This is a genomic window from Streptomyces sp. NBC_01304 (assembly GCF_035975855.1).
Lineage (GTDB): Bacteria > Actinomycetota > Actinomycetes > Streptomycetales > Streptomycetaceae > Streptomyces.
In genome coordinates this window covers 275957-299094 of record NZ_CP109055.1, presented here as the reverse complement: position 1 = coordinate 299094, position 23138 = coordinate 275957, and the positions used below count along the sequence as shown (strand labels likewise).

Genomic DNA, 23138 nt, shown 5'->3' with positions numbered 1-23138 from the left:
GCGGTGGAGCCGGCCGCCTGAACCGCCCGGCAGAACCTTCGGACTGGCTCCGGGATCGACGCCGTGGCGCCGCCGCCTCACTCGTGGCCGGTGAATTTCCAGGCCGCGATGTCGCGATAGCGGATCGGTCCCGGGCCGCGGCCGACATTGCTGGCGACGAGGTGCAGTTGCTCGGCCGGCCACTGACGGCCGGTGAATCCGGCGAGCGAGGTGGCGGCCTCCACCACGCAGGTCGGCGTGGTGCGGCGGGCGCGGGCCAGGGTCAGATGGGGGCGTAGTGGCCGGTCCGTGAACGCGATGTCGCACTCCTTGACCGTGGCTCGGACATCCGCGGCGAGCCGGTGCAGTCCGTCGAGATCGCCGTCGATCCCACTCCACAGCACCCGCTCGTCGAAGTGACCGCCGCCGTTCAGCGCCAGGGTCAGGGGCTGGTGGGTGGAGGCGAGGTTCTTCAGGCGCGGGCACAGCAACGACACCGTCTCGACGGCGAGTTTACCCAGGAATGCCAGGGTGATGTGCCAGTCCTCGATGCGGTTCCATCGCATGAGGGGGTGCGCGGCGTATGCCGGGCCCAGTTGCTCGGCCAGCTCCTGCTTGGCGTCATCGGGCGGGGCCAGCGCGATGAACACGCGTACCGTAGCGGGCTGAATCTGTTCGTTCACCAGGACTTCGTACCCCATCCGGCTGCCACGACGACTGGCGGCCCCGTACTCGGCGCGCAGGTCAAGGCGTATCTGCGCATGCAGCGCCGGTGGGCTTGGTCGGGGGCGTCAAGGCGGCCGGAGCGAGTGAGAAGCTGCCTCTCAACCTCTTTCCGCAGGTGACAGCGCCGTCCGAGGGATAGATCGTCTGATTGCCGTTCGCGGTGAGAGCGATCGCAGTCTCCTGCTCTTTGGGCAGGGGGCGTGCAAGGCGGCGGGGCATGAGGGTGATGAAGGTCCACTGGATGTGTGCTTCGGCGTGGGCGAGTGTGCGTTCGTAGTCGCGGACGTTGCGACGGGCCCGCATCGTCCAGAAGTTGCTGCGTTCGACGATCCAGCGGCGGGCCAGGCGTCGCGAGATCGCGGCCGGGCGCCTCGTCCCCTGCGGTGGCGCCCCACCTTTGCGGCGTACACCCAGGCCGTGTGGCGCAAGGTCCACCCGGCGAACAGTGCCCTGTCCGCCCTTATCGCGACGGCGGTTCGGGTGGCGACGGAAGGAACGGCGGCAAAAGCGCCGGCGCCGGGCGGAGCTGACGTCGGCCTCGGGGCGAGCCCGGCCGCCGGTCCGATGCGTGTGAAGTTTCTGCGACCACCCTGTGGACGAGTTGTCAGAGGCGCCGCCTATGCTGCGCAGACGATCAGGCAGGACCAGGGGAGGGCACGGGGATGTTCGGCAAGCTGTTCGGGAAGGGCGGGGGGAGTCCGGCGGCGGATCCGCACGCCCTTCCCGCCTCGCGCAGGCGGCGCGATGGGGTCCACCCGCTGCGGGCCCTCGGAGACTCGCGTGTCCTGGCCCTGGTGGAGGCCGCCGACGCGGGGGACTGGGCGGAGGTGAAGACGTCCCTCACGCCGTTCGATCTCGGCCGGGAGCAGGCGGTCCTCGGCCAGCTGTCCGACATCGAAGGCCTGGAGAAGTGGATCGTCCGGGCGGCCGACGAGGACAAGGAGCACCGGGCGACGGCTCTGCTGATCTCGGGTGTGCGCCATGTCAGTTGGGGCTGGGACGCGCGCACCTCCGCCCGTGCCGCGGACGTCTCGCGCGATCAGTGGCAGATCTTCTACGAGCGGCTGAGGATCGCCGAGGAACACCTGCTCGAGGCCGCCGAGCTGCGGCCCGACTGGATCACGCCGTGGCGGCATCTGCTCACCTCAGGGCGTGGGATGTCCGTCGACGAGGGCGTCAAGGAGGCCCGGCGCGACGCGGGTCTGCGCCGCGATCCGCTGAACCTCGACATCCACCTCGAGTGGATCTCTCAGCTGCAGCCCCGCTGGGGCGGTGAGCCGGGGCAGGCCCTGGAGTTCGCCCGCAAGGCCTTCGCCGGCGCGCCCGACGGGCACCGGCTCGGCTGTGCCGTCGCCATGGCGCGGATCGAGGAGTGGGTGGAGTCGGACGACCAGGGCTGTCTGCAGGACCCGAGGATTCGGACCGAGCTGAGGGAGGCGGCGGAGCGCAGCATCCTGCACCACGCGTACGAGCGCCGCCTGGGCTGGCAGGGCGACTACAACATCTTCGCCATGGCCCTCTCGCTGGCCGGCAGCAGCACGGCCTCGAATGTCTTCCGCGAGCTGGACGGTGCGTTCACCCAGTGGCCGTGGACGTTCATGGCGGACCCGCAGAAGGTGTACGCGCGCTTCCGCAAGGCCTTCTGAACCGCCACCCCCTCGTCCTCCCGCCGCACCTCACACCCCGGACTGCCCGATGACCCTGCCCGAAAACTCCGCCGCCGACCGCACCTTCCAGGTCGATCTGCGCGGCCTCGTCGACCTCCTCTCCCACCACCTCTACTCCAGCCCCCGCGTCTACCTGCGTGAACTGATGCAGAACGCGGTGGACGCCCTGACCGCCCGCCGCGCTCTCGAACCGCGGGGAAGCTTCGGCATCCGGCTGTACGCGGACGGCGCGGTGGTCCGGGTCGAGGACGACGGTGTCGGTCTCACGGAGGCCGACGTCCACACTTTCCTCGCCACCATCGGCCGCAGCAGCAAGCGCGCCGACAAGATCGCCGAGCAGCGGGCCGACTTCATCGGCCAGTTCGGCATCGGTCTGCTCTCCTGCTTCCTGGTCGCGGACGAGATCCACGTCGTCAGCCGCAGTGCCCGCACCCCGGGCGCCCCCGCCGTCGAGTGGCGCGGCCGCGGCGACGGCAGCTACACCGTGCGTACGCTCCCGGCCTCCGCCCGCCCACAGCCCGGCACCACCGTGACGCTGACCCCGCGCGCCGACGCGGCCGAGTGGACCCGCCCGTCCCAAGTGCACTCCCTGGCCCGGCACTTCGGCTCGCTCCTGCGCCACCCGGTGACCTTCGAGGACGGTACGAGCGCACCCGCCGTACCCGTGAACCCGGAGCCCGCCCCCTGGTCCCAGACCCATCCCACGCCCGGCGCGCGGAGCCGCGCCCTGGCCGCGTACGGGGAAGAGGTCTTCGGCTTCAAGCCGCTCGACACCATCGAACTCGACCTGCCCGCCGTCGGGTTGAAAGGCATCGCCTGCATCCTGCCCGAGGCGGTCCCGAGCGGCCGCCGCCACGGCCACCGCGTGCACGTCAAGGGCATGCTGCTCTCCGAGCAGGCCCCGGAGATCCTGCCCGACTGGGCCTTCTTCGTCCGCTGCGTCGTCGACGCCGAGAGCCTGCGCCCGACGGCCTCGCGCGAATCGCTGTACGAGGACGACACCCTCGCCGCCGTACGCGACGCCCTCGCCGACCGGCTGCGCGTATGGATCGCCAAGGCCGCCGCCAGCGACCCGGAGCTGCTCGCCCGCTTCCTCCAGGCCCACCACCTGGCCGTGAAATCGCTCGCCGTGCACGACGACGAGATCCTGCGGATGCTGCTGCCCTGGCTGCCGTTCGAGACCACCGACGGGCACGCCACCCTCGACGAGTTCGCCCGCACCCATCGCACCGTGCTCGTCACGAACAGCGTGGAGGAGTTCCGGCAGGTCGCCGCGATCGCCTCGGCGGCCGGTCTCGGCGTCGTCAACGGCGGCTACACATACGACCGCGAACTGGTGCACCGGCTGCCCGAGGTCAGGCCGGAGATCGCCGTCGCCGACCTCGACCCGGAGACGCTCACCGCACACCTCGACCCCGTCGACAGGGAGACGGAACTAGCCGCAGGGGCCTATCTCGCGCTGGCCCGCGACGCTCTCGCGGTCTTCGACTGCGATGTCGCGCTGCGTACCTTCCAGCCCGCCAACGCTCCCGCCCTGCTCGTCGACAGCCGCGAGGCCCGGCACGAGCGCACCCGCTCCCAGCTCGCCCGCGAGCAGGATGGCGGCGTGTGGGGCGGCATCCTCGGCGCCCTGCGCCAAGAGGTCCCGCGGGCCCAGCTGATCCTCAACCAGCTCAACCCGCTGGTGCGGACCGCCGTCGCCATCGAGGAGCCCGAGCTGGCCCGCACCAGCGCCGAAGCCCTCTACGGTCAGGCGGTGATGCTGTCCCGGCGCCCGCTGAGGCCCGCCGAATCGAGCCTCATCAACCGCTCCTTCCTCGACCTCCTCGCCCACGCCCTCCGCAAGGACAGCTGACGATGCCGACCGCCTCCCTTCCCCAGAACACCGACGAGCTCTACCGGGCGCTGCACGAGAACGACCAGCGTCCCTACGGCCGCGCCCGCACCGTCACGGCCGAGGAACTCGCCGACGCCGCCGAGCAGTTCGACGATCCGGCCGCCGTCGTCAGCGCCCTCCTCGAACTGCAGGAGGCCTACACCTACGGCTCCGAACCCCGGAAGTCGCCCGTCGTCTTCGCGCGCCTGCTGGGCCTCTTCGACGAGCGGCCCGACGTCTTCGACGAGCGTCAGCGGCACCTGCTCTTCTGGCGATTCAAGTGGGTGGCGAACGCCCTGCTGGCCCTGCCCGAGATCCCCCTCGCGACCCTGCACCAGTGGCTGGCGGAGATGCGCGACCGGTACGTCAAGGAAGATCTCGACCTCCAGCCCTACTACGGGCAGGCATACCAACTCGCCGCACACGTGGGCGAGGACACCGCCCTCGCCCACGACCTGTGGGCCGGCCGCATCCGCAGCCGGCTCAGCGACTGCGAGGCCTGCGAGATCTGCGAGCATGCCCGGTACCACCTCGCCGCGGGCGACGACGAGCGGGCCCTGCGCACCTGGGAGCCCGTACTCGCCGGGCAGGGCTCCTGCCAGGAAGAGCCGGCCCGCTCCGTCTCGTACGCCCTGCTGCCCCTGCTGCGCACCGGCCACCTCGACCGGGCCCGGGAACTGCACCTCGCCGGCTACCGTGCCTGCCGCCGCAACCCCTCGATGGCCGGGGAGATCGGCCGGCACCTGGAGTTCTGCGCGCTGACCGGGAACGAGGCGCGCGGCCTGGAACTGCTCGCCGAGAACCGTGGCCTGTTCGAGGAGGTCGAGTCGCCCAGTGACCTGCTCGACTTCCTCACCGGCGTGGAGGTCCTGCTGCGGCGCGTCGAGCAACTCGGCCACGGCGGCCTGCCCGCCGCCGGATACGCGGGCCGCGTCTGGACGGTGACGGACCTGTGCGCCGAGGTGCGGGGCCGCGCGGGCGAGCTCGCCGCCCGCTTCGACGACCGCAACGGCACCACGGCCCACGGCGACCGCCGCCGCTCCCGCCTCGAACGCTCCCCGCTCCTGGACGCACTGGAACTCACCCTGCGGACCCGGGCGCTCGACGACATGCCCCAGGACATCCCGGCCGCCCCGACCACCACCCGCGTCGCCCGTACGGCCGCCGCCGTACCCGAGTCGCTGCCCGAACTCATCCTGCGGGCACGGGAGTTGGACGACCAGGGCCACCCGGACGCCGAGGCCTGCTGGCAGCGGCTGCGTACGCTCGCCGCCGTCCGTGACTACCGCCACCCCGACGACCCGGCCCTCGGGCCGCTCGTACAGCTGCGCGCGGACCTGCTCTCCGACGAGGCGGACCGAGCCGGTGTCCGGGACGAGCACGACGTCGCCGCCGCCCTCGACGAGGAGGCCGCCGGGCTCTACGAGGACGCCGGCCTGCCGGGCCGAGCCGCTCTCGCCCGCGCCGCCGCCGCCCTCGCCACGGCCGCGATACCCGTACCGGACGAGCTCCCCGGCGACGAGGCGGACCGGATGGCGGCGCAGGCCGCCGGCCTGACCGCCGCCCACGCGGCCATGGTCCGTCTGCACGAGGACACTCCCGGCCTCACCCCGCACGAGGAGGCCCGCCTGTTGCGGCTGCGGTCGTCCGTTCTCGCCATGCGCCTGCAGACCGTGCGTGGTGAGGAGGACAGCGCGTCGGCGTTCGCCGAGGTGGACCTGCTGCAGGAGTTCGCCGCCCGGCACCACAACATCGGCCAGCAATCCGGCGCCGGATTGCTGCGGGCCTCCCTGCACGCCGTCGTCGGAGACCTGCCCGCTGCGCTCAGCGAGACCGACGCACTGCTCGACCGGCTGAGGACGCACGGCCCCGCCTGGCACCTGCCCCGCACGCTCGGCCTGCGCGGCCGCGTCCAACTCGGCCTGCGGGACGCACAGGCCGCACACGCGGACCTGACCGAGGCCCTGCGGCTGGCCGCCGACTGGCCCGCCGACGCCGCCGGGCACGGTCGGCTGCACGGTGATCTGGCCGAAGCCTGTATGCACCTGGGCCGGCCCGACGAGGCGCTGCGGCAGCTGACCCGCGCGGCGGAACTGCACCTTCGTCACGGCAGCCGGCTGGACGGGTTCTGCACCTACAGCAACGCCGCCCAGCTCAGCCTCGACCTGGAGCACGTCGAGGACGCCATCGCTCTGCTCGACTCCGTCCTGGCGGAACCGGACATCGCCACCGGAGCACTCGACGACCGGCTCACCGCCCAACTGCGCTTGATCAGGGCCCGCGCGCTGCACGCGGGAGGCGACCTCAAGGCGGCCACGACGGAGTTCGTCGCCCTCGCGGCCGAGTCGGCCGGCTGGGACGACGACCCCGGCAGCCACGCGATGATCGCCGGACGGACGGCCGTACTCCTCGGCGAGTCCGGTGAGTTCGGCCCGGCGCGCGAGGCCATGGACCAGGCCCTGGCCGCCCACGCCAAGTCCCCGCGCCACGAGCAGATCAGCAACGCCCTGCGCGAACTCGCCCGCCTCCAGGCCAAGGAGCAGGGCGCCGACGGTCTGGCCGGCGCCCTGGCCCTGCTCGCCGAGGCCGGCCAGGTCGCCGACGCCGCCCGCGAGGACGGGCACGAGGCCGAGGACCGCGCCCTCGACACCGCCCTGGCCTACGAACACGGGCGGGTGAACGCCTACGCCGGCGAGTACGAGAGCGCCATGGCCGCCCTGGGGCAGGCCCTCGGCCTGCTCGGCGAGCCGGGACCGCAGGACGACCGGCTCGGCGAGTGGGTCGAGTGCGTCCGCCTCGCGGGCGCGGTCGAGGGCATCTACCTGGAACGAACCGCCCCGGCACTGACACGCCTCGACGCGGCGATCTCCCGCCTCACCGCCCTGGGCCACGCCGAAGAGGCCCGACCTCTGGCCGAGTTGGCGGCGCAGCTGCGCGAGGAAGGGTAGGAGGGCGGAGAGGTAGGCGATACGGAGCTGGGAGGGCGCCGCGCATGAACACGCCCCGTCAACACATTGGGTGCGTACGCCACTTGCTGTGGGGGCTCGGACTGCACGCCTAGCGGCGGGGCGCGGCCGGCAAGCCCGGTCGCGCCCTCGAGCCCCATCAGGCACCGTCCGCACTGTTGTGATGTGCCCTCCGGGTGGCTTCCCTGCCGTGTGAAGGAACTTCCCCGGCCCGGCAGGCGTCGGCTATGAGTATGAGAATCTTGCTGGTGGGGGCATCGGGGACGCTGGGGACGGCTGTTCGGGGGGCGTTGAGCAGACGGCATGAGGTTGTGGCGGCAAGCCGGAACGGCGGGGACGTCACCGTCGACATCACCGATCCCCAATCGATCACGGCGATGTACCAGACGGTCGGGACAGTGGATGCGGTGGCCTGCGCGGCGGGCACGGTGACGCTCAAACCGTTCGCCGAACTGGATCGCGAGGATTTGGAAGCAGGAATCCGGCACAAGCTGCTCGGGCAGGTGGAGCTGGTGCGCCAAGGCGTCAGCCATGTCTCGGCGACGGGGTCGTTCACGTTGATCACGAGCGTGCTCTCGCATGATCCAGTCCCGGGCAGCACGGCCGCCGCGCTGGTCAGTGGTGCACTCAAAGCATTTGTGGTGGCCGCGGCCATTGAACTGCCGCACCGTCAGCGCATCAATGCCGTGAGCCCATCGGTGTTCACCACCTCGCTGCCGCGCACCGCAGCTCTGTTTCCCGGGGCCAAGGGAGTTTTGCCTGAGCAGGTGGCTCAGGCTTACGTCAAATCCGTTGAAGGAGCCCAGACCGGGCAGGTCTATCGGGTCGAGGAGCAGTTCTAGCGCTGCGTCAGGCCACGTTTGTCCTTTTGACGACCCTACGGAGGCGTTCGTCGGCAGCCACGAACTGTTGGTCGGGGTGGAGGCGATCTCGACGTTGCTCGCAGCGGCCCAGTCACCGACCCGGCGGCACCCGTGCCCCGTCCCGCGGCGCGTGACAGGGTGCGTGGTCGGCCGCCGTTCCGTGTCAGGTTTACGAACGCGCTCATCAAGGCTCTTGTCGGAGCGGGCCTGGAACCAGTAGGAAGTGCTCCGAGGAATCTTTGTGATCTCAACGGGGGCTGGTGCGGGCATGCAGGGTGACGAGATCGGGCTGGCCGAGTGGATCGCAGCACTCGGGGACGAGCTGGAAAGAGCCCAGCGGCTGCGGGCCGCACGGGACATCAAGTTCGAGGTCGGGGCGAGTGAGTTGGAGATCGAGGTCACCACCAGTCGCGACCTCGAGGGCAAGGGAGAGGTCAAGTTCTGGGTTCTGGGCTCGGGGAGCGCTTCGCGGAAGACCACCGAGGGGTCGCGGGCACGGATCACGCTGTCGCTGACCCCGGAGGGCCCCACGGGTCGGGTGAAGGTCGGTCGGCGAGGTGACCAAGAGCCGTCGTGAACGTCCATCCGGCGTTGGACCGCATCGCCGAAGTCGTCGTCGTACACGGGCCCGGTGACTACGGGTTCGGCTCCGGCTACCTCATCGGTGGTGGTCTGGTACTGACGGCCCAGCACGTGGTGGAGTGCGGCGAGCAGGCGACGCTCAAGGTCCGCACCCGGTCAGTCACCGTGTCGGCGTCGGTGGCATGGCAGTCGCGGGAGGCGGACCTGGCGGTGCTGAAGCTGGACGACGGCGCCGCGGCGGCCGAGTGCGAGCTGGTCGTCGGGCGCGTCCAGGCGGAGCATGCGTCCGTCCTGGAGGTGGTGGCCGTCGGCTTTCCGGGGTTCAACAGCGGTGAAGTGCAGGACAGTTACCAGGTCGAGGCGACCGTCAGGACGCAGACCAACATCAAGAGCGGGTTGCTGGAGCTGAACCGCGAAGGCCGGCCGAGGACCGTGGGGGGAACATCCTGGGCGGGATTCTCGGGGGCCGCGGTGTTCGCCCACGGCCTGCTGGTCGGCGTGGTCGTGGAGGTGGAGGGCGCTGATGTCCCCCTGCACGCGGTGCCGTTGGCCGCTGTTCCGGGCGCGTCCGGCTTCTGGGAGGTGCTGGACGAGGCCGGTGTGCGCGTCTCGCATCGGGTGGCGCGGCGGACGGCGCGGTACGCGGCGTCGGTGCGGCTGAGGCTTCAGGCCGTCGACGACTTCGTGCCCGGGGCAGCGGTCGAGCGGCGGGTGGCGGAGTTCTGCGGGGGAGAGGGTTCGTACGAGTGGTGGAGCGGCGAGCCGTGGTCGGGAAAGACGACCGCGGCACTGCAGATCGCCGTTCGTCCGCCCGAAGGCGTGGACGTGGTGTCGTTCTCCTTCTCCCGCAGCCGCCAACAGCAGGTCGATGCTTTCGTCCATGCGGTGTGCGACCAGTTGGCGGCCTTGGTGGGCGAGCCTCGGCAGGACCGTTACGATCCGGCCGATCTGGCTGACTTGTGGGTACGCGCGTCGGAGCTGTCGGACGCGACGGGCCGCAAGCTCCTGCTTCTCATCGACGGGTTGGACGAGTACGCCTCTCCGACCCGGCTGGCGGCCGTGGTACCGCTCTGCACCACGAGCAGTTCCCGGATCCTGGTGCTCAGTCGGCACGACCGGCACGAGGATCTCGCCGACCATCCCCTCGGCGACCGGCACCGATGTCCTCGGATGCTCCTCACCCCCGACCGGAGAGCGGTTGATGCCCGGCGGTTGGCCGAGTCCGACCTGGCAGACCTGCTGCAGGATCCGCTCACTCGGCGGGTGTTGGCGACGTTGGCGGTGGCCGGCCCGGTGTCGCTGGATGACTTGGACGAGGTCCTGGACGACGTGGATCGGGTCGATCTGCGGCGGATCGTGACCCGCACGGCGGCGCGCGTGTTGGAAGAGGACGCAGCGAGCGGGTCGGGGCGATGGGTGTTCGGCCACGCCGAGTTGCACGCGGCGGCCATGGAGCAGGTCGGCTCGAAAGTCACCAGCGAGCGGCGCGAGGCCGTACACCGATGGGCGGATCGATGCGCGGCAGCGGGCTGGCCCGCGGACACCCCCCACTACCTGCTCGCGATCTATCCGGGCACGCTCCACAGCGGCGAACACGAACGGATCGTCGCGCTGCCGTCCGCTGGACGGGTGCGGCTGTGGCGGGCCAGGACCGGGCACGAAGGGTTCGCCCTGGACGAGATCGACAGGGCGTTGAGGCTGCTGGCGCGAAGTGAGCAGCCCGACTTGGGGCGGTCGATCAATCTTGCGCTGATATACGACCAGCTCCTCGCGACCGTGGCCGCCTATCCGGCGGAGATAGCCCTGCTGTGGGGGCTGTTGGGGCACTGGGGTCGTGCTCATCACCTGGCGCGGTGCCTGGCCGACGCCGAGGATCGGTACGAGGCGTTGTGGGGTTTGGCGCTGCTGGCTGAACGCCATGGCCAGGAGGAGTTCGCGACCGCTCTGGCCGCAGAGGCGCAGCAGACGGCCGAGCGTCATGACGTGCCCGAGGCTCGTCTGGATGCCCTGAACCGGCTGGACCTGGAAACCGTTCCTGGGCTGGAGCATGTCCTGGAGACGGGTGTCGAGGCCGCCATGGCCTTGGGCGAGGAGCAGGCCGCCATGCGGCTGCGCGACGCGGTGATGGATGCGGGCGCTCGGCACGGGGCGCAGCGGGACCTGGACGAACTCCCCGACCTTGACGGGGACGATTCGTGGGATCAGGAAATGGAACGTGGCTGGGGCACGGTAGACCTTCCGGATTTGCTGCACGAACTCGCGGCGGGCACGGACACCTCGACCTGGACTTCCACGTCGGTGGCGCAGGCCCGGCATCGGCGACGCCGTCGCGACGCGGACGAGAGTCATGCGATGTGGTTCGGTGGCCGGACTCCTACGGACAGGCGACCCTTCGACCACGGCCTCGATTTGGTGCTCGCGGCCGCCGCCGCATGTGCCGCCGTCCATCTGACGGACTGGGCCGAATGGTTCTTGCGACATGCCGAACTCCGCGTCGCCGGGGAGGAACCCCGGTTTACCGAGGAGCAGTTGGTCGCGCTGGTCGGGCGGGCGGTGGCGGACGGCGACTGGTCCCTCGCCCGGCACGTCCTGGCCGCTATGAGGGACGCACGGGCCGACCTTGTCAACGGCTTGACCGTACCTCTGACCGGCCTGGCAGGCGTGCCCGAGGCCTCCGGTGACGATCAAGAGCAGGCCATCCGTCTTGCTCGTGGGTTGGCCGGCTGGGTAGGGCACACGGACCGGGGAATCGCTGCGGAAACGACCAAGGCGAGAATTGCCCGCGGATACGCCAAGGCCGGACACTGGCGGCAGGCGGCCCGCATCGCCTCGTATCTGACGCTGCCCAGCAAATTCCCGGTCACGGTGACCCACGTCGCGGCCGCTGCTGCTGCAGCTGGGCGGTCGGACTGGGCAGAACTGCTGTGCAACGCTCTGCGGGGCACGGCCGATCACGCCTTCGGCCTGTGCGAGATCGCACGCGCTGTGCGGCCGGCGCAGCCGGACGCTGCCGCCCGACTGCTCACCCGGGCCAAAACCGCCGTCGCGGCCTTCCCCGAGGGTGATGATCTGACCGTCCCCCTCTTGCACTTGGAACTGGCGCGGTCCCTGCAGTGCTGCGGCGAGGACGCAGAGGACGCGCTCGCCCGGGCCATGCCCGTGCTGGGCGACCCGACGACTGCCCACGACTATCTGTCTGCCGCGGTCGACGTCGCAGGCCCGGCGCGGGCGCTCGCCAGGGCACAAGAACTCGCTGATCCGGCCGAGCGTTTGTCCGCGCTCCTGACGGTCGCAGACCGGTCCGTGGAGATCGGCTTTCCAGAACACGCCCATGAAGCGCTGCACGCGGCACAGGCACTGATGCGGCACGCGGACACCGCCCAGCTGGCACGCGCGTCGGTCACCGCAGCGCGGGCGGGCGACATGAAGACGGCCCGTCGTTCGCTGAAGGCAGCTGAGAAGACGCTCCGCAAGTGCGGGCCGCTCGACAGCGAACGCATCTCCTTCATCGAGGCCGTCGCGGAAATTGACGAGGGCCGGGCACGCGAATTGCTGAGCGAGGTGATGCGGGCGGTAGGGGACGCATTGCATCCTGCCCTGGTGGACTGCCTCACCCTCGCGATACAGCTGGGGGATCGCGGGCTCTTCGAACATCTGGCCCAGCGCCTTCCCGAGCCGGGGCTTCCCGCGGTGCTGCCCGACCTCGCGGATGACGCCATCAAGGCCGGCCACGGCGCCTGGGCCGTTGAACTGCTCGACCGGGCGAGCGAAATGGTGGGCATCCTGGACGAGCGACTGGGCGCAGAACTGCTCACCGTACTCGCGCCGTTCGCCGACGACCCGCACAGCCTCCTGCGCCAGGCAGCCCACCTGGCCAGGACCCGCCACCTCGACTTCGCTGAACCCGCGCTGCACATCCTTCGGGCAGCCGAGACGGCGCTGGATCTCGACGATCGGGACCTGGCACGGGAACTCCTGGATGCGATCGCCCTGCCCACGTGGTCGCCGCTGACGCTGCCCGACTTCTTCCTCGAAGCCTCGCCGGAAATGCGGCGCATCCTTGGCACCGACGACCACTACTACCAAATCCACAACCCCGAGATGTACAGCCGGCTTCTTGCTGCCGCGGCGAGGGTAGCCGCCGGGGTGGGGGACACCGCCGCCGCGAACGACCTTCTACAAGACGCGAAACGGTACGCACGAGACATCGCATCCGAGGTGAACAGGGCACTGGCGCTCGCGGAAGTCCACCGCACCCTGCAGCATCTGAGGCAGCCGGCGGACGAGTCGGCGCAAGCGTTGCGACGCAGCATCGAAGACATCGACGGCTTCCAGCACAATGATCAAGTGCGCGGTTGGATCGCGGCACGCCTGACGCCGCTCCTGCCCGACCTCGACCTGAGTTCGTTCACCCAGCCATGGCAGGCGCTGAGCCCAGGTGACGCCGTAGGCATGTTGATGCACGCTCCCGCGTCCCTGACGGTGCGGGATTACGAGCTGCACATGATGAGCTCACCGGCGCGCAGACGCCGAGAGGCCCTGGAACAACTGCTGGACTTCTGGCGCCACCCGGAGCAGGCAGCCCCGGTCCTCCCTGCCGGTGGCCGCCTCGCCTGGCTCAACGCACAGGGAGGCGAGACCACGTGGCATGTGTGGCTGACGCTGATGCATCAGCCCTCGCTGGTCCGGGACCTTGGAAGCTTCTGACGGAACGCCGCTACCGCCGCGAGGGTGAGCCGGATGTGGGGTCACTGTCTGTTCAGGTGCTGGTGAGAGGCTGTGGAAGATCAGAAGTGTGGCGTAGTGTCACCGGTCAACTACAGTCACCCACAACGTAATTGAGGGGCGGGGCAGTGGACTACGGCCGTGAGGCGTGGGAGGAGCGTGCGGCGTGCCGGACGGCGGATCCGGACGAGCTGTTCGTGGCGGGCGCCGCGCAGTCGGACGCGAAGCGGATTTGTGGTGCCTGTGAGGTCAAGACGGAGTGTTTGGCCTATGCCCTGGATGAGCGCATCGAGTTCGGTGTGTGGGGTGGGATGACCGAGCGGGAGCGCCGGGCGTTGCTGCGCCGCAGGCCGACCGTGACCTCCTGGCGGACCCTCCTCAGGACCGCCCGTGCAGAGCATGCACGGCAGCAGGTAGACCTCCCCCTCACCGGTACCTGACCGAGCCGGCAGGCCGCTCATGAAGGCTGACTCAGCCGGGGGTATCCACGAAGGAGACACGATGACGGATGCGGGCACCGGCAAAGTGGTCGTGAACAGGGTGATGTCCCTCGACGGGTTCATCGCCGGTCCGGGCCACACGATGGACTGGATCTTCGAGCACATGACGTCGGCGACGTTCCCGGAGGTCATGGCGGCCACGGGCGCCATGCTCATCGGCCGGCGCACGTACGAGGTCGGCAAGCGCATGTCCGGCGAGAACCCCGACTACGACGGCGGGGCGCAGTTCGTCCTCACCCACCGCCCGCCCGACGAGCCGGACCCCAACGTCACCTTCCTCACCTGCGACATCGAGGAAGCCGTGGCCACGGCACGCCGCGCCGCCGGCGACAAGAACCTGGAGATCCTCGGCGCCGACGTGGCCGCCCAGTGCCTGCAGCGCGGCCTCGTCGACGAGATCCTGGTGTACGTGCTGCCGGTGCTGCTCGGCGACGGCGTCCGCTTCGCACCGCCGGGCCTCGACCGGATCGACCTGGAACCGTTCAGCAACATCCAGTCGGGCGGGGTCACCATGCTGCGCTTCCACGTGCGCAAGTAGCGGTCGCAACTGGGCCCTGCCCGGTGGATCTTGCCGGGTCCTGCGTTGTTCCGGCACGCACATCTGCCGCGTCGTCGTGGGTGGCCATGGCTCCACCATGGCGCCCTCCTCCGCCTTGCAGCGCACGCACCGCCGGCGGCCGAAGCCACCGCGAGACGGTCAGGCGGAGCGGGCTGTCGGCCGTGGTTGTCGAGGTGACAGCGGGCGGTCAGGCGTCAGGGTCGACTTCGGGGTGCGTGAACCGCACGGACTTGCCCAGCGACCGGGCGTAGGCGATTTCGGCTCGGGTGCTGTCTCCGATGTAGTCGCCGACTACGAGCACCTCATCAGCGAGCCGGATCTTCGCCCGGTGCAGATGGTCGAGTCGAACCTTCAGGGCCTCGGCCTCGCCAGGATCGGACCACAGTTCGTGCGGCGACTTCATGTCACAGCCCGGCTTGACGACAATCCTTCCGGCTTTGGTCTCCCGCAGATCGGCCTCGGTCATCTCGGTCATGAAGCGGGTGGAGCCGCAGATCACGACGATACGCGGGAGGCTCAACAGCTTTTTCGCGGCGGCGAGCTTTTCCTCGGGGGTGAGCAGCTGCGGGTACGACACTGGTTGCTCCTGGTGGTGTGGTTCAACGGGTGCCTGCGGAGACGAGAGCGAGGCTGCCCAAGATTGTTTCCTGACGATGTCCCAGCTGCTGTCTCCGCACCCCCACTTCCTCCACCACCGAAGGCTGGACGCCCATGGGCCTCATCGTCCTGATCGTCGTTCTCCTCTTTGCCGGACTGTGGTCCTACCCGCTGTTCACCAGGAAATGGCGGCGCAGTCCCCTCTGGTACGCGATGAACGCCGTGTTGCTTCTGCTGGGGACTGGGATCACCTACCTCATCGGCGCCTTGGCCGGTGGGCTGGACACGGAAGAGGCGTGCCATGGCGCGGGCCAGACGTACGACTCGGCGTACCGCAGTGCGCACTTCGCCGAATTCGGGCAGTGGTACCCGCTGCACGAAAGATGCAACGCCGGCTACGACCTGGTCCCGGCCTGGGTGAACCCCACCTTGGCCGTGCTGCCGCTCCTAGCGGTCCTCTGTCTGGCGTTCTCCGGGCGACTTGCAGTCATCCATCGTCGCGCGGCAGAAGGAGCTAGGCCAAAGCCAGGCACGCCATCATTGCGGCGAGAATCACCGTAATTGACGGCGGTGGTGCGATAGCCGGCGTCAACCCACGCCTTGGTGACCCGGGGTGGGCGGCGGCGATCCGGGAGAGCAACTGGCTGCCGGCCGCTGACCACGGCCGCGATCGGGCGCCTGCCGGCGGGGGCCGCGCAGCCCCGCCGCCGCATCCCCACGCAGCGCAAGAGGAGGAGGCAGGAGTCCCAGAGGAGCGCCGCACGCTCCTTCGACCAGACCGGCGACGGCCACATCACCGCGGAGGACCCGAGCTTGAGGCGGGAGTTCGGCAGGTCAGAGGCACGGCGGCCGGTAGCCGTGGATGCGCAGCCTGCGGAAGTCGAGTTTGTTCGGGGTCTTGCCGACGAAGACCAGGCCGCGTGCCTCGGTCAGCGCCGAAGCGAACGAGTACGTAGGCGTGCCCAGTTCGGGTAGCGTGGTCCAGTTGCCGGGGGAGAAGCTGAAGAACTTCCGCACGAGCTTGCCGCCTGTCGAAGGCACCCGTGTGAGCCACTTGTCCCCGCCGCTCCAGTGCGATGCCGGCCGCAGCTGGACGTAGAGGTCGTCGGTCGCGCTGTACGTCATCCAGAAGCCGCGCGACCGGGAAAGGTCGGCCTGGGCCTCGAATTGGTTGCCGAGCCAGACGACGGCCACGTGCCATTCGGCGTTGACGAACGTCACTTTGGCCGCATATCCGTGGCGTTCGCGCACGAGCAGACTGCCGGTCGCCGGCACGGTGGTGCCCTCGCCGCTGGCGATCCACTGTTGCAGTCGATCGATCGAGGGGGTTGCACACTCACGGCTCGGCGAATCGGATGGAGCCCCGTTGGCGACCGCCCCCGGGCCGATAAGGGAGAGCAGGAGTGCGACCGCGAAGGCCGTAAGTGTCCTCGGAAAGGCGTGCATTCCACGACCGTGCGTCGAGCGTATGCGCATTCCCGGGAAGCTAGCATGAATCGCGAAAGGTCTGAACCTTTCCGGGGTGGATCGGCCCTCCGAGGCAGCTCCGACGGGTCGGTGGCCAGTTGTGGTGCGGCTCCGTGGCCAGCCGGCCGTCGAGGTGCCGACGCGCTTGCCCAGCGGATCGGGATCCGTGTCGTGTATCTCCTCCCCGCAGGCGTCGGCGCAGTGTTGAGTGTGCGCGTCGCTGGCGAAGGTGATGGCCTGGCCGCCTTGCGCACGCCACCAGTCCACAACCTGCGGATGCAACGGCACCCTCGTGTTGACCTCCAGCACCTTCTCGGCCTCCGCCAAGGCGCGCAGCTCATCGCCTCCCTGCTCCACCTGGACCCACGGGCGCGCTGCGCCAGCGCGGCCGAGGGATGTCCAGGCCGGACGGGAAGTGTCCGCGGCGCCTTGTGGGTTGCCGGAAGCGGGAGTTGGGGGACTCGATCATGTTGGTGGTGCTGAGGATCTTGCGGATCTCGGGCGGGAACCTGAGGAGGACAAGGGTGTGCTCCCACACGGGGGCTGGGGTGTTGGGTTGCGATGAGTTTGGGGCATCCCGTGACGACCGTGATGCTTGCCCTTAGCCGGGGTGCTGCCCGGGCGAACCGGCAACGTGCCGACGCCTGCGGCCCACCGCGAGGGTGGTGAGGGCGGCTACCGCGAAGGAGAGCAGGGAGGCGCTCATCCATGGTTGGACGGTGAGGCCCACGGCGTCCTGCAGCCAGGCCCAGAAGTCGGACCAGCCGGCGATGTTCGTCGGTGCTATCAGTTGGTAGGTGGCGAAGCCGAGTGCCCAGGGCGCAAGCATGATCCAGCGGGTGGGGGCCTGTTCGGAGACGTCCCAGGTGCGGTGGCCGCCGAGGACGAAGAAGTCCACGACGAGGACGGCGAACATGGGGATGAAGACCGCGCCGATCAGGTAGAGGAAGCTGGCGTAGCTGTCCATGTTCACCAGGAGTGCCAGGCCGGTGGCCAGGGTGCCGCTGATCAGGCACAGGATGCGGCGGTCCGCGCGGGGCAGCAGGTTCTGGGCGGAGACGGCGGTGGAGTAGACGTTGGCGAAGGACTGGTCGACCTCGCGAAGCACCAGGACGCCGAAGCAGATCACGCCGACGCTGGTGGCGGTGAAGGGGTCGAAGACCTTGTACGGGTCGGTGCTGTCGAACGCGATCATGGCGAGGGCTGCCACGCCGAGGACCGAACCCGCGACGCCCGCGAGGGTCTGGCCGATGACCAGGCCGCCGAAGGCCTCCTTCTCGCTGCGGGAGTGCCGTGAGTAGTCGGCGACCAACGGCAGCCAGGAGATCGACACGGCGATCACGCTGTCGGCGGCGAACCAGAAGTCCTTCCAGGAGCCGCCCTCCATCTCGATGCCGCGGCCGGCCAGGTCCCAGCCCAGGTAGCAGATGGCCAAGGCGACGGCGACGGTGACGTAGCGGCGGATGATGCGCAGGGCGCCGAGCGGGCGCAGGGTGAGTGCTGTCGTCACCGCGCCCGCGACGAGCACGTACAGCCAGCCGGGTCCCGGGTTGCCGAAGGCCTGGCGGGCCAGGATCTTCAGGCCGGTGGAAATGACCACCAGCTCGAAGACGGCCCAGCCGACCATCTGCAGCACGTTGAGGACGGTGGGCAGGTAGGACGCCTTGGCGCCGAACAGGCCGCGCAGCAGGACCATTGAGGGCGCGCCGGTGCGGGCCCCGGTGATGGCGGCGAGGCCGAGGGCGAGGGTGCCGATCAGGGTGCCGACGACGGATGCGGTGACGGCGGCGGCGAACGACAGGGTCGGACTGCCGGTGCCCAGCGGGTCGAGGACGACCAGCATGCCGCTGAAGCCGAGCAGGCTGACGCCCAGGTTGGCCCAGAAGGCGCCCTGGTCCGCGCCGGTCAGGACCTTCGGTGTGGGCTGGTCGAGGGTGAGTGGCGCCTCATTTACCGGGGCCGGTCTCGGGGTTGTGGGTTCGGTGGTGGTCGTCACTTCGCGGACTCCGAAACCTGGGCGGGAACGGTGTCGAAGGGCCAGGACTCCATCCGCCAGGCGGCGTCCCAGAACATCCACTCCCAGGTGGAAGCGGTCGTGAAGGCGTCACGCATCCGTGCGCGGGTGGCCGGGTCGGCCTGGTCCGCAAGCCGGTTGACGACCTGTCGGGCGCGTTCGGTGGCCGCTTCGAACTCCTCGTCGGCGTAGGTGCCGATCCAGTCGCCGTAGGGGTGAGCGGCGAGGTCGCCGGCCTGCTCGAGGAGGGCCTTGCCGACCTCGGCGTAGATCCAGAAGCAGGGCAGGACCGCGGCGGCCAGCTCGGGGTAGCCCTGGGTGTGGGCCACGGAGAGCAGGTAGGAGGTGTAGCCGGTGCAGGTGGGGGAGGGCGTCCAGGCGTCGACGTCGACGACGTTGCTCTCGTGCAGGGAGCTCTCGACGACGACGGCGTCGTGGGCGGACTTCGCGAAGAACGCGATGTCCTCTGGCCGGTCTGCCTTCGCTGCGGCGCTGGCCAGGGCGCGGGCGTAGTCGCGCAGGTAGTGGGCGTCCTGGGCCAGGTAGTAGACGAATTTGTCCCGGTCCAGGGTGCCGTCACCGAGGCCGGTGACGAACGGCAGCTTGTCGATGCCCGCACGGATCTCGGTGATGGCGGTCCACAGCTCGTCGCAGAATGCGGTCGTGGTCATGCGGTTCAGCTCCAGTACTGGTGGAAGTGGTGGACGGGGCCGTGGCCGCGGCCGACCTGCAGGGTGTCGGCGGCGCGCAGTGCCCCGGTCAGGTACTCCTTGGCGGCGCGGACGGTGGGGTGCCAGCCGTCGCGCTGCGGGCGGAGTGCGGCGATCGCGGCAGAGAGGGTGCAGCCGGTGCCGTGGGTGTTGCGCGTGTTCACGCGGGGTGCGGACAGCTCGGTGACGCCCGCGCCACCGCGGTCCGTGTCGTGCGTGGTGGCAACGAGGATGTCGACGGACTCGGCGTCGTGCGTGTGGTGGCCGCCCTTGAGGAGGACGCGCCGGGCGCCGGTGTCGAGGAGTGCGTGGGCCTGCTCGACGGCCTCGGTGCGGTTGTTTGCGGGGGTGGTGCCGAGGAGGTCGCCGGCCTCGGGGAGATTGGGAGTGATGAGGTCGGCGAGGGGCAGGAGGCGGTCGCGCAGCACGGTCACCGCGTCGGCCTGAAGGAGGCGGTGACCGCTGGTCGAGACCATGACGGGGTCAAGGACGACGTAGCGGGGGCGGTGCCGTTCCAGGGCGTCCGCGACGGCCGCGGCGATGGCGGCGTCCGCCAGCATGCCGATCTTGACCGCGTCCACCGGGACGTCGGCGAAGAGGGTGTCGAGCTGTTCGGTGACGAACTCCGGTGGGATGGCATGGATGCCGGTGACGCCTTGGGTGTTCTGGGCGGTCAGGGCGGTCAACACTGCTGTTCCGTAGGCGCCGTTGGCGGAGAACGTCTTCAGGTCGGCCTGGATTCCGGCGCCGCCGGAGGGGTCGCTGGCGGCGATGGTGAGGGCGATGGGCGGGGTGGTCACGCGGGGACCTCCTTGCGCAGGGTGTGGACGAGGGAGCGGGCGGCGGCCTCGGGGTCGGGCTGCCCGCAGACCGCGCTGACGACAGCGATCCCGGCGGCGCCGCTTTTCACAGCGGCGGCGGCTTCGGATGCGCCGATCCCGCCGATGGCCACGCAGGGCAGCGGGCTGGCCCGGACGATCAGGGCCAGGCCGTCCAGGCCGAGCGGAGCGTCCGCGTCGGGCTTGGTGGACTGCGGGAACACCGGGCCGACACCGAGGTGGTCGACGGCGTCCGGCACGTGCGCCAGCTGCTCGGGGCGGCTGACGGACAGGCCGACGTACGCATGGGGACCGAGCAGACGCCGGGCGGTCTCGGGGGAGACGTCCCGCTGCCCGAGGTGGACGCCGTCCGCGTCCAGCCAGAGAGCCACGTCCAGACGGTCGTTGACGATCAAGGGGACGCCGGTGCCCGCGAGTTCGGCCTGGATCGCCCGGCCGAGGCAGAACAGCGTGCGGGCGTCCGCGTCCGGATCGCGCAACTGGACGGCGCTCACGCCGCCCCTGACGGCAGCTGCCACGGTGGCGGCGACGCCGCGGTCGCCGCAGAGCCGGGTGTCGGTCACGAGGTACAGGGACAGGTCGAGCGGCGGGCGCATGGGATGGTCCTTGGAGGTGTTCTTTTCCGGCCGGGGAAGGCGTCGGACGTGCATGGGTGGATGGGCAGGCAGGGCTCTGGGATACAGGAACCGTGCGTTGTCCACCGGGGGCGAGGGAGTGGGTGCGGGTACTGCCCAACTTGGTGTTGGGGCTGCAGCCAGGGTGGGCGGGGACTGTCCCAGGGGCGTGGCCCAGCGGGACCGCTCGCCACAGGCTCCTGCGGGCTCAGCGCAGGTTGAGCCTGTCGGCGAGTCGGTCGGGGCTGAGCGTGTGCAGCTCGTCGATCAGTGCGACGGCGAATGTGCCGGGCCCCGCCGCGCGGGCGGCGGCGTCCTGGGCGGCCACGGTGAGCAGGCCGGTCGCGGCAGTAGCGGCAAGGAGCGGGTCGTCGGTGACGGCCGTGCAGGCGGCCACCAGGGCGCCGAGCGAGCAGCCCGTGCCCGTCACCAGCGGCAGCAGGGGGTGCCCGTTGGCAAGGCGCACCACCCGCGTCCCGTCGGTGAGGACATCTTCCGGGCCGCTCACTGCCACCGTGCAGCCGTAGCGCCGGGCCAGCGCGGTGGCCGCGGCCAGCGCCGCTTCGGGAGCGTCCGTGCTGTCCACGCCGCGCCCGCCCGTGCCCCCGTCCAGCGCCAGGATCTCGGACGCATTGCCCCGAATGACCGCCGGGGGAGCGCTCTCAAGGAGCTCGTGAGCGAGCTCGGTGCGCCAGGGCAGCGGACCGACCGCCACCGGGTCGAGTACCCACGGCCGTCCGGCCCCGGCCGCTTCCTTGACCGCGACCCGCATCGCCTGGGCCGTCACGGACGTCACCGTCCCCAGGTTGACCAGGACGCCCCCGGCGACCCGGGCCATTGCTCCGGCCTCCTCCGCGCTGTGCACCATCGCGGGGGCGGCGCCCGCCGCGAGCAGCACGTTCGCGGTGAACTGCGACACCACGACATTGGTCAGGCAGTGCACCAGGGGCGCAGAGGTCCGCAGTGAGGCGATCACGTCCGCCACGGCAGCACGGGACACGGCAGTGCCGTCTTGGGCAGGTATGGAGGCAGCATCCATCGTCAACACTCTCCCTACGCCGGCATTACCCGGTCCAGGTTCATGCGGTCGGCGGAAAGGGAGTAACTCCCGTCCGCCCTCTCAGCCTGGCTACTCCCGGGCTCCCGCGGTGGTCGGCAGGAACTGTACCTCCCTCGGGAACGGGAGTTCGCACTCGGGGTGCGCCACGGGGTCTTGGCCGACGCGCTCGCCAGAATGATTAGATTTCCAGATTTGTACTGCTATGGCCCGGGCTGGCGGAGGCGGATGGCTCAGTTTCCGGGACCTCGGCATGAGCGTGATGGTCACCGTCCGCCCGCTGCACATCGCGGGTGCCTTGCCGTCTCATTTGGCTCGCCGCATGACTGCCAGCACCTAGCCCAGGTTCACACCGTCTTGGCCGAGCGTGAGCGGAGAGGAGGCGGAGTTGCAGGGCATCGGCAACGCCTGACCCGCCTCGACCCGAAACCTCTTGACGGTCGCCTCGTACCTGGGTGTCCCGAAGCCCTCGGTGGAGCGCGGCTTGAAGTTGGTCGCGGCTGCGGGGCCGCATGGTGTGGTCGAGTCGAGGTCGGTGCGGCGGACGTTGCCGGGTGGACGGGGGACGTCGGCGGTACGGCGGACGCGGCCGAGCTGCCCGGCACGGTCCGGTTCCGGCTTTACACCGCCCGCAGTTGACGGAACGCGTGGGTGGCCAGCGGGAACCGTGACGAGAGGACGCCGGAGGTCAGTACGCCGCTGAGTACTTTGACCAGGAACTGGGTGCAGGTGAGGGGGTGGTGTTCCCAGCGTTCGCCGCGTGCCTCGTTGACCAAGACAGTCCAGTCGGCGGGGCCTTGGCCGGGCTTGATGAGCCAGTACAGGCATTCGCCGTTGTCCGTGGTCGCCCAGGGGATGACCCGGCTCCCTTCTTCCTCGAGGCGGGGCGGCTTCTTCTCGAACTCCCACAGGCCCTCCAGGGCTTCGGCCTGCTGGTCCTCCCACTCGATGAGGTCGTAGTTGTCGTTGGGGCAGTCCGGCTCCAGGAGGTAGAGGTAGTCGTCCCAGTTGCTGCCCCCGTAGGCGTGGATGAGCTCCTTGTAGTCCTGGGGCAGCTCGAGGCCGAGTGTCTGCTCGGCCGAGGACCAGTCGGTGTCTCGGGGGTGGGCCGGGGGCGGAATCAGCTGGGCAAGTCGCGCGAGGGCAGGGTTCACCGAATTCTCCTCATGGTGCAGGTGGATGCCGGGCCGGTCACGTCCGCTGCCGGCGGCGTCTCTTCTCGTTCGGGATGAAGGCGGAGTTTCCTGATTTGGTGCGTGTGAGCTCGTCCTGGTCCGCGACGCTGCCTGCCCGAGCCGGGGCCCTGTTGACGTGAGGCTCTCCTCGTAACGTGAACTGAGGGGGAGCGCTCACGCGGGGGCGTCTGCGTCAATGCGGACTGTCGCAGATCGTGTCCC

Annotated in this window: 18 protein-coding genes, 1 pseudogene and 1 riboswitch; of the genes and pseudogenes, 9 read left to right on the top strand and 10 right to left on the bottom strand. The window is 70.1% G+C overall.

Features of this window, described 5'->3' with window-relative positions:
- Positions 1-77: 77 nt before the first annotated feature.
- Entirely contained in the window at positions 78-662 is a 585-nt protein-coding gene (gene thpR, locus OG430_RS01275) for an RNA 2',3'-cyclic phosphodiesterase (RefSeq protein WP_442816424.1), read from the bottom strand.
- Between the two features lie 705 nt (positions 663-1367).
- Between thpR and OG430_RS01270 the strand changes: the two genes are divergently transcribed.
- The 8 genes from OG430_RS01270 to OG430_RS01235 all read left to right on the top strand — a co-directional run bounded on the left by OG430_RS01270 (position 1368) and on the right by OG430_RS01235 (position 14422).
- The gene (locus tag OG430_RS01270) at positions 1368-2351 is read left to right on the top strand and encodes a hypothetical protein (RefSeq protein ID WP_327350471.1); all 984 of its coding nucleotides are present in this window, start codon (positions 1368-1370) and stop codon (positions 2349-2351) included.
- Between the two features lie 49 nt (positions 2352-2400).
- On the top strand, positions 2401-4227 hold the full coding sequence (locus OG430_RS01265; protein ID WP_327350470.1) for an HSP90 family protein: 1827 nt from the start codon (positions 2401-2403) through the stop codon (positions 4225-4227).
- 2 nt (positions 4228-4229) lie between these two features.
- Positions 4230-7196 carry a hypothetical protein gene (locus OG430_RS01260; RefSeq protein WP_327350469.1) on the top strand — a complete coding sequence of 989 codons (2967 nt, stop codon included), beginning with the start codon at positions 4230-4232 and terminating at the stop codon, positions 7194-7196.
- Positions 7197-7447: 251 nt separating this feature from the next.
- Complete coding sequence (locus tag OG430_RS01255; protein ID WP_327350468.1) at positions 7448-8056, top strand: short chain dehydrogenase; 609 nt, start codon at positions 7448-7450, stop codon at positions 8054-8056.
- Between the two features lie 289 nt (positions 8057-8345).
- Positions 8346-8654: a trypco2 family protein gene (locus tag OG430_RS01250; protein ID WP_327350467.1), complete on the top strand. Its 309-nt coding sequence runs from the start codon at positions 8346-8348 to the stop codon at positions 8652-8654.
- Positions 8651-13366, top strand: a complete 4716-nt coding sequence (locus OG430_RS01245) for a trypsin-like peptidase domain-containing protein (RefSeq protein ID WP_327350466.1) — start codon at positions 8651-8653, stop codon at positions 13364-13366. Before OG430_RS01250 ends, OG430_RS01245 begins: the two co-directional genes overlap by 4 nt.
- Positions 13367-13512: 146 nt before the next feature.
- The gene (locus OG430_RS01240; protein WP_327350465.1) at positions 13513-13824 is read left to right on the top strand and encodes a WhiB family transcriptional regulator; all 312 of its coding nucleotides are present in this window, start codon (positions 13513-13515) and stop codon (positions 13822-13824) included.
- A 61-nt stretch (positions 13825-13885) separates the two neighbouring features.
- Positions 13886-14422, top strand: a complete 537-nt coding sequence (locus OG430_RS01235) for a dihydrofolate reductase family protein (protein WP_327350464.1) — start codon at positions 13886-13888, stop codon at positions 14420-14422.
- Positions 14423-14630: 208 nt separating this feature from the next.
- Here the strand turns inward: OG430_RS01235 and OG430_RS01230 are convergent, their stop codons facing one another.
- Positions 14631-15020, bottom strand: coding sequence for a hypothetical protein (locus tag OG430_RS01230; RefSeq protein ID WP_327350463.1), 390 nt, complete (start codon positions 15018-15020; stop codon positions 14631-14633).
- Between the two features lie 134 nt (positions 15021-15154).
- On the opposite strand from OG430_RS01230, the gene OG430_RS01225 reads away from it, so the two are divergent.
- Complete coding sequence (locus OG430_RS01225) at positions 15155-15601, top strand: hypothetical protein (protein ID WP_327350462.1); 447 nt, start codon at positions 15155-15157, stop codon at positions 15599-15601.
- A 273-nt stretch (positions 15602-15874) separates the two neighbouring features.
- Here the strand turns inward: OG430_RS01225 and OG430_RS01220 are convergent, their stop codons facing one another.
- The 8 genes and pseudogenes from OG430_RS01220 to OG430_RS01185 all read right to left on the bottom strand — a co-directional run bounded on the left by OG430_RS01220 (position 15875) and on the right by OG430_RS01185 (position 22895).
- Positions 15875-16834, bottom strand: coding sequence for a hypothetical protein (locus OG430_RS01220; protein WP_327350461.1), 960 nt, complete (start codon positions 16832-16834; stop codon positions 15875-15877).
- 79 nt (positions 16835-16913) lie between these two features.
- Positions 16914-17042: pseudogene (locus OG430_RS01215) on the bottom strand (transposase); the annotation flags it as partial.
- Between the two features lie 66 nt (positions 17043-17108).
- Positions 17109-18503, bottom strand: coding sequence for a purine-cytosine permease family protein (locus OG430_RS01210; RefSeq protein ID WP_327350460.1), 1395 nt, complete (start codon positions 18501-18503; stop codon positions 17109-17111).
- Positions 18500-19192: a thiaminase II gene (gene tenA / locus OG430_RS01205; RefSeq protein WP_327350459.1), complete on the bottom strand. Its 693-nt coding sequence runs from the start codon at positions 19190-19192 to the stop codon at positions 18500-18502. The genes OG430_RS01210 and tenA overlap by 4 nt, the downstream gene beginning before the upstream one ends.
- 5 nt (positions 19193-19197) lie before the next feature.
- Positions 19198-20031, bottom strand: a complete 834-nt coding sequence (gene thiD, locus OG430_RS01200; RefSeq protein ID WP_327350458.1) for a bifunctional hydroxymethylpyrimidine kinase/phosphomethylpyrimidine kinase — start codon at positions 20029-20031, stop codon at positions 19198-19200.
- On the bottom strand, positions 20028-20666 hold the full coding sequence (gene thiE, locus OG430_RS01195) for a thiamine phosphate synthase (RefSeq protein ID WP_327350457.1): 639 nt from the start codon (positions 20664-20666) through the stop codon (positions 20028-20030). The genes thiD and thiE overlap by 4 nt, the downstream gene beginning before the upstream one ends.
- Positions 20667-20892: 226 nt before the next feature.
- Positions 20893-21723 carry a hydroxyethylthiazole kinase gene (thiM, locus tag OG430_RS01190; RefSeq protein WP_327350456.1) on the bottom strand — a complete coding sequence of 277 codons (831 nt, stop codon included), beginning with the start codon at positions 21721-21723 and terminating at the stop codon, positions 20893-20895.
- Positions 21717-21841, bottom strand: a riboswitch (TPP riboswitch). Its footprint overlaps the gene before it by 7 nt.
- Positions 21842-22361: 520 nt before the next feature.
- Positions 22362-22895 (bottom strand): SMI1/KNR4 family protein, encoded by a 534-nt coding sequence (locus OG430_RS01185; RefSeq protein ID WP_327350455.1) that lies wholly within the window; start codon positions 22893-22895, stop codon positions 22362-22364.
- Between the last annotated feature and the right edge of the window lie 243 nt (positions 22896-23138).

Coding starts and splice junctions, on each gene's coding strand:
- OG430_RS01265 (WP_327350470.1), top strand. CDS start 2,401: ATGACCCTGCCCGAAAACTCCGCCGCCGACCGCACCTTCCAGGTCGAT.
- OG430_RS01250 (WP_327350467.1), top strand. CDS start 8,346: ATGCAGGGTGACGAGATCGGGCTGGCCGAGTGGATCGCAGCACTCGGG.
- OG430_RS01235 (WP_327350464.1), top strand. CDS start 13,886: ATGACGGATGCGGGCACCGGCAAAGTGGTCGTGAACAGGGTGATGTCC.
- thiM (WP_327350456.1), bottom strand. CDS start 21,723: ATGGATGCTGCCTCCATACCTGCCCAAGACGGCACTGCCGTGTCCCGT.
- tenA (WP_327350459.1), bottom strand. CDS start 19,192: ATGACCACGACCGCATTCTGCGACGAGCTGTGGACCGCCATCACCGAG.
- OG430_RS01260 (WP_327350469.1), top strand. CDS start 4,230: ATGCCGACCGCCTCCCTTCCCCAGAACACCGACGAGCTCTACCGGGCG.
- OG430_RS01255 (WP_327350468.1), top strand. CDS start 7,448: ATGAGAATCTTGCTGGTGGGGGCATCGGGGACGCTGGGGACGGCTGTT.
- OG430_RS01225 (WP_327350462.1), top strand. CDS start 15,155: ATGGGCCTCATCGTCCTGATCGTCGTTCTCCTCTTTGCCGGACTGTGG.
- thiE (WP_327350457.1), bottom strand. CDS start 20,666: ATGCGCCCGCCGCTCGACCTGTCCCTGTACCTCGTGACCGACACCCGG.
- OG430_RS01270 (WP_327350471.1), top strand. CDS start 1,368: ATGTTCGGCAAGCTGTTCGGGAAGGGCGGGGGGAGTCCGGCGGCGGAT.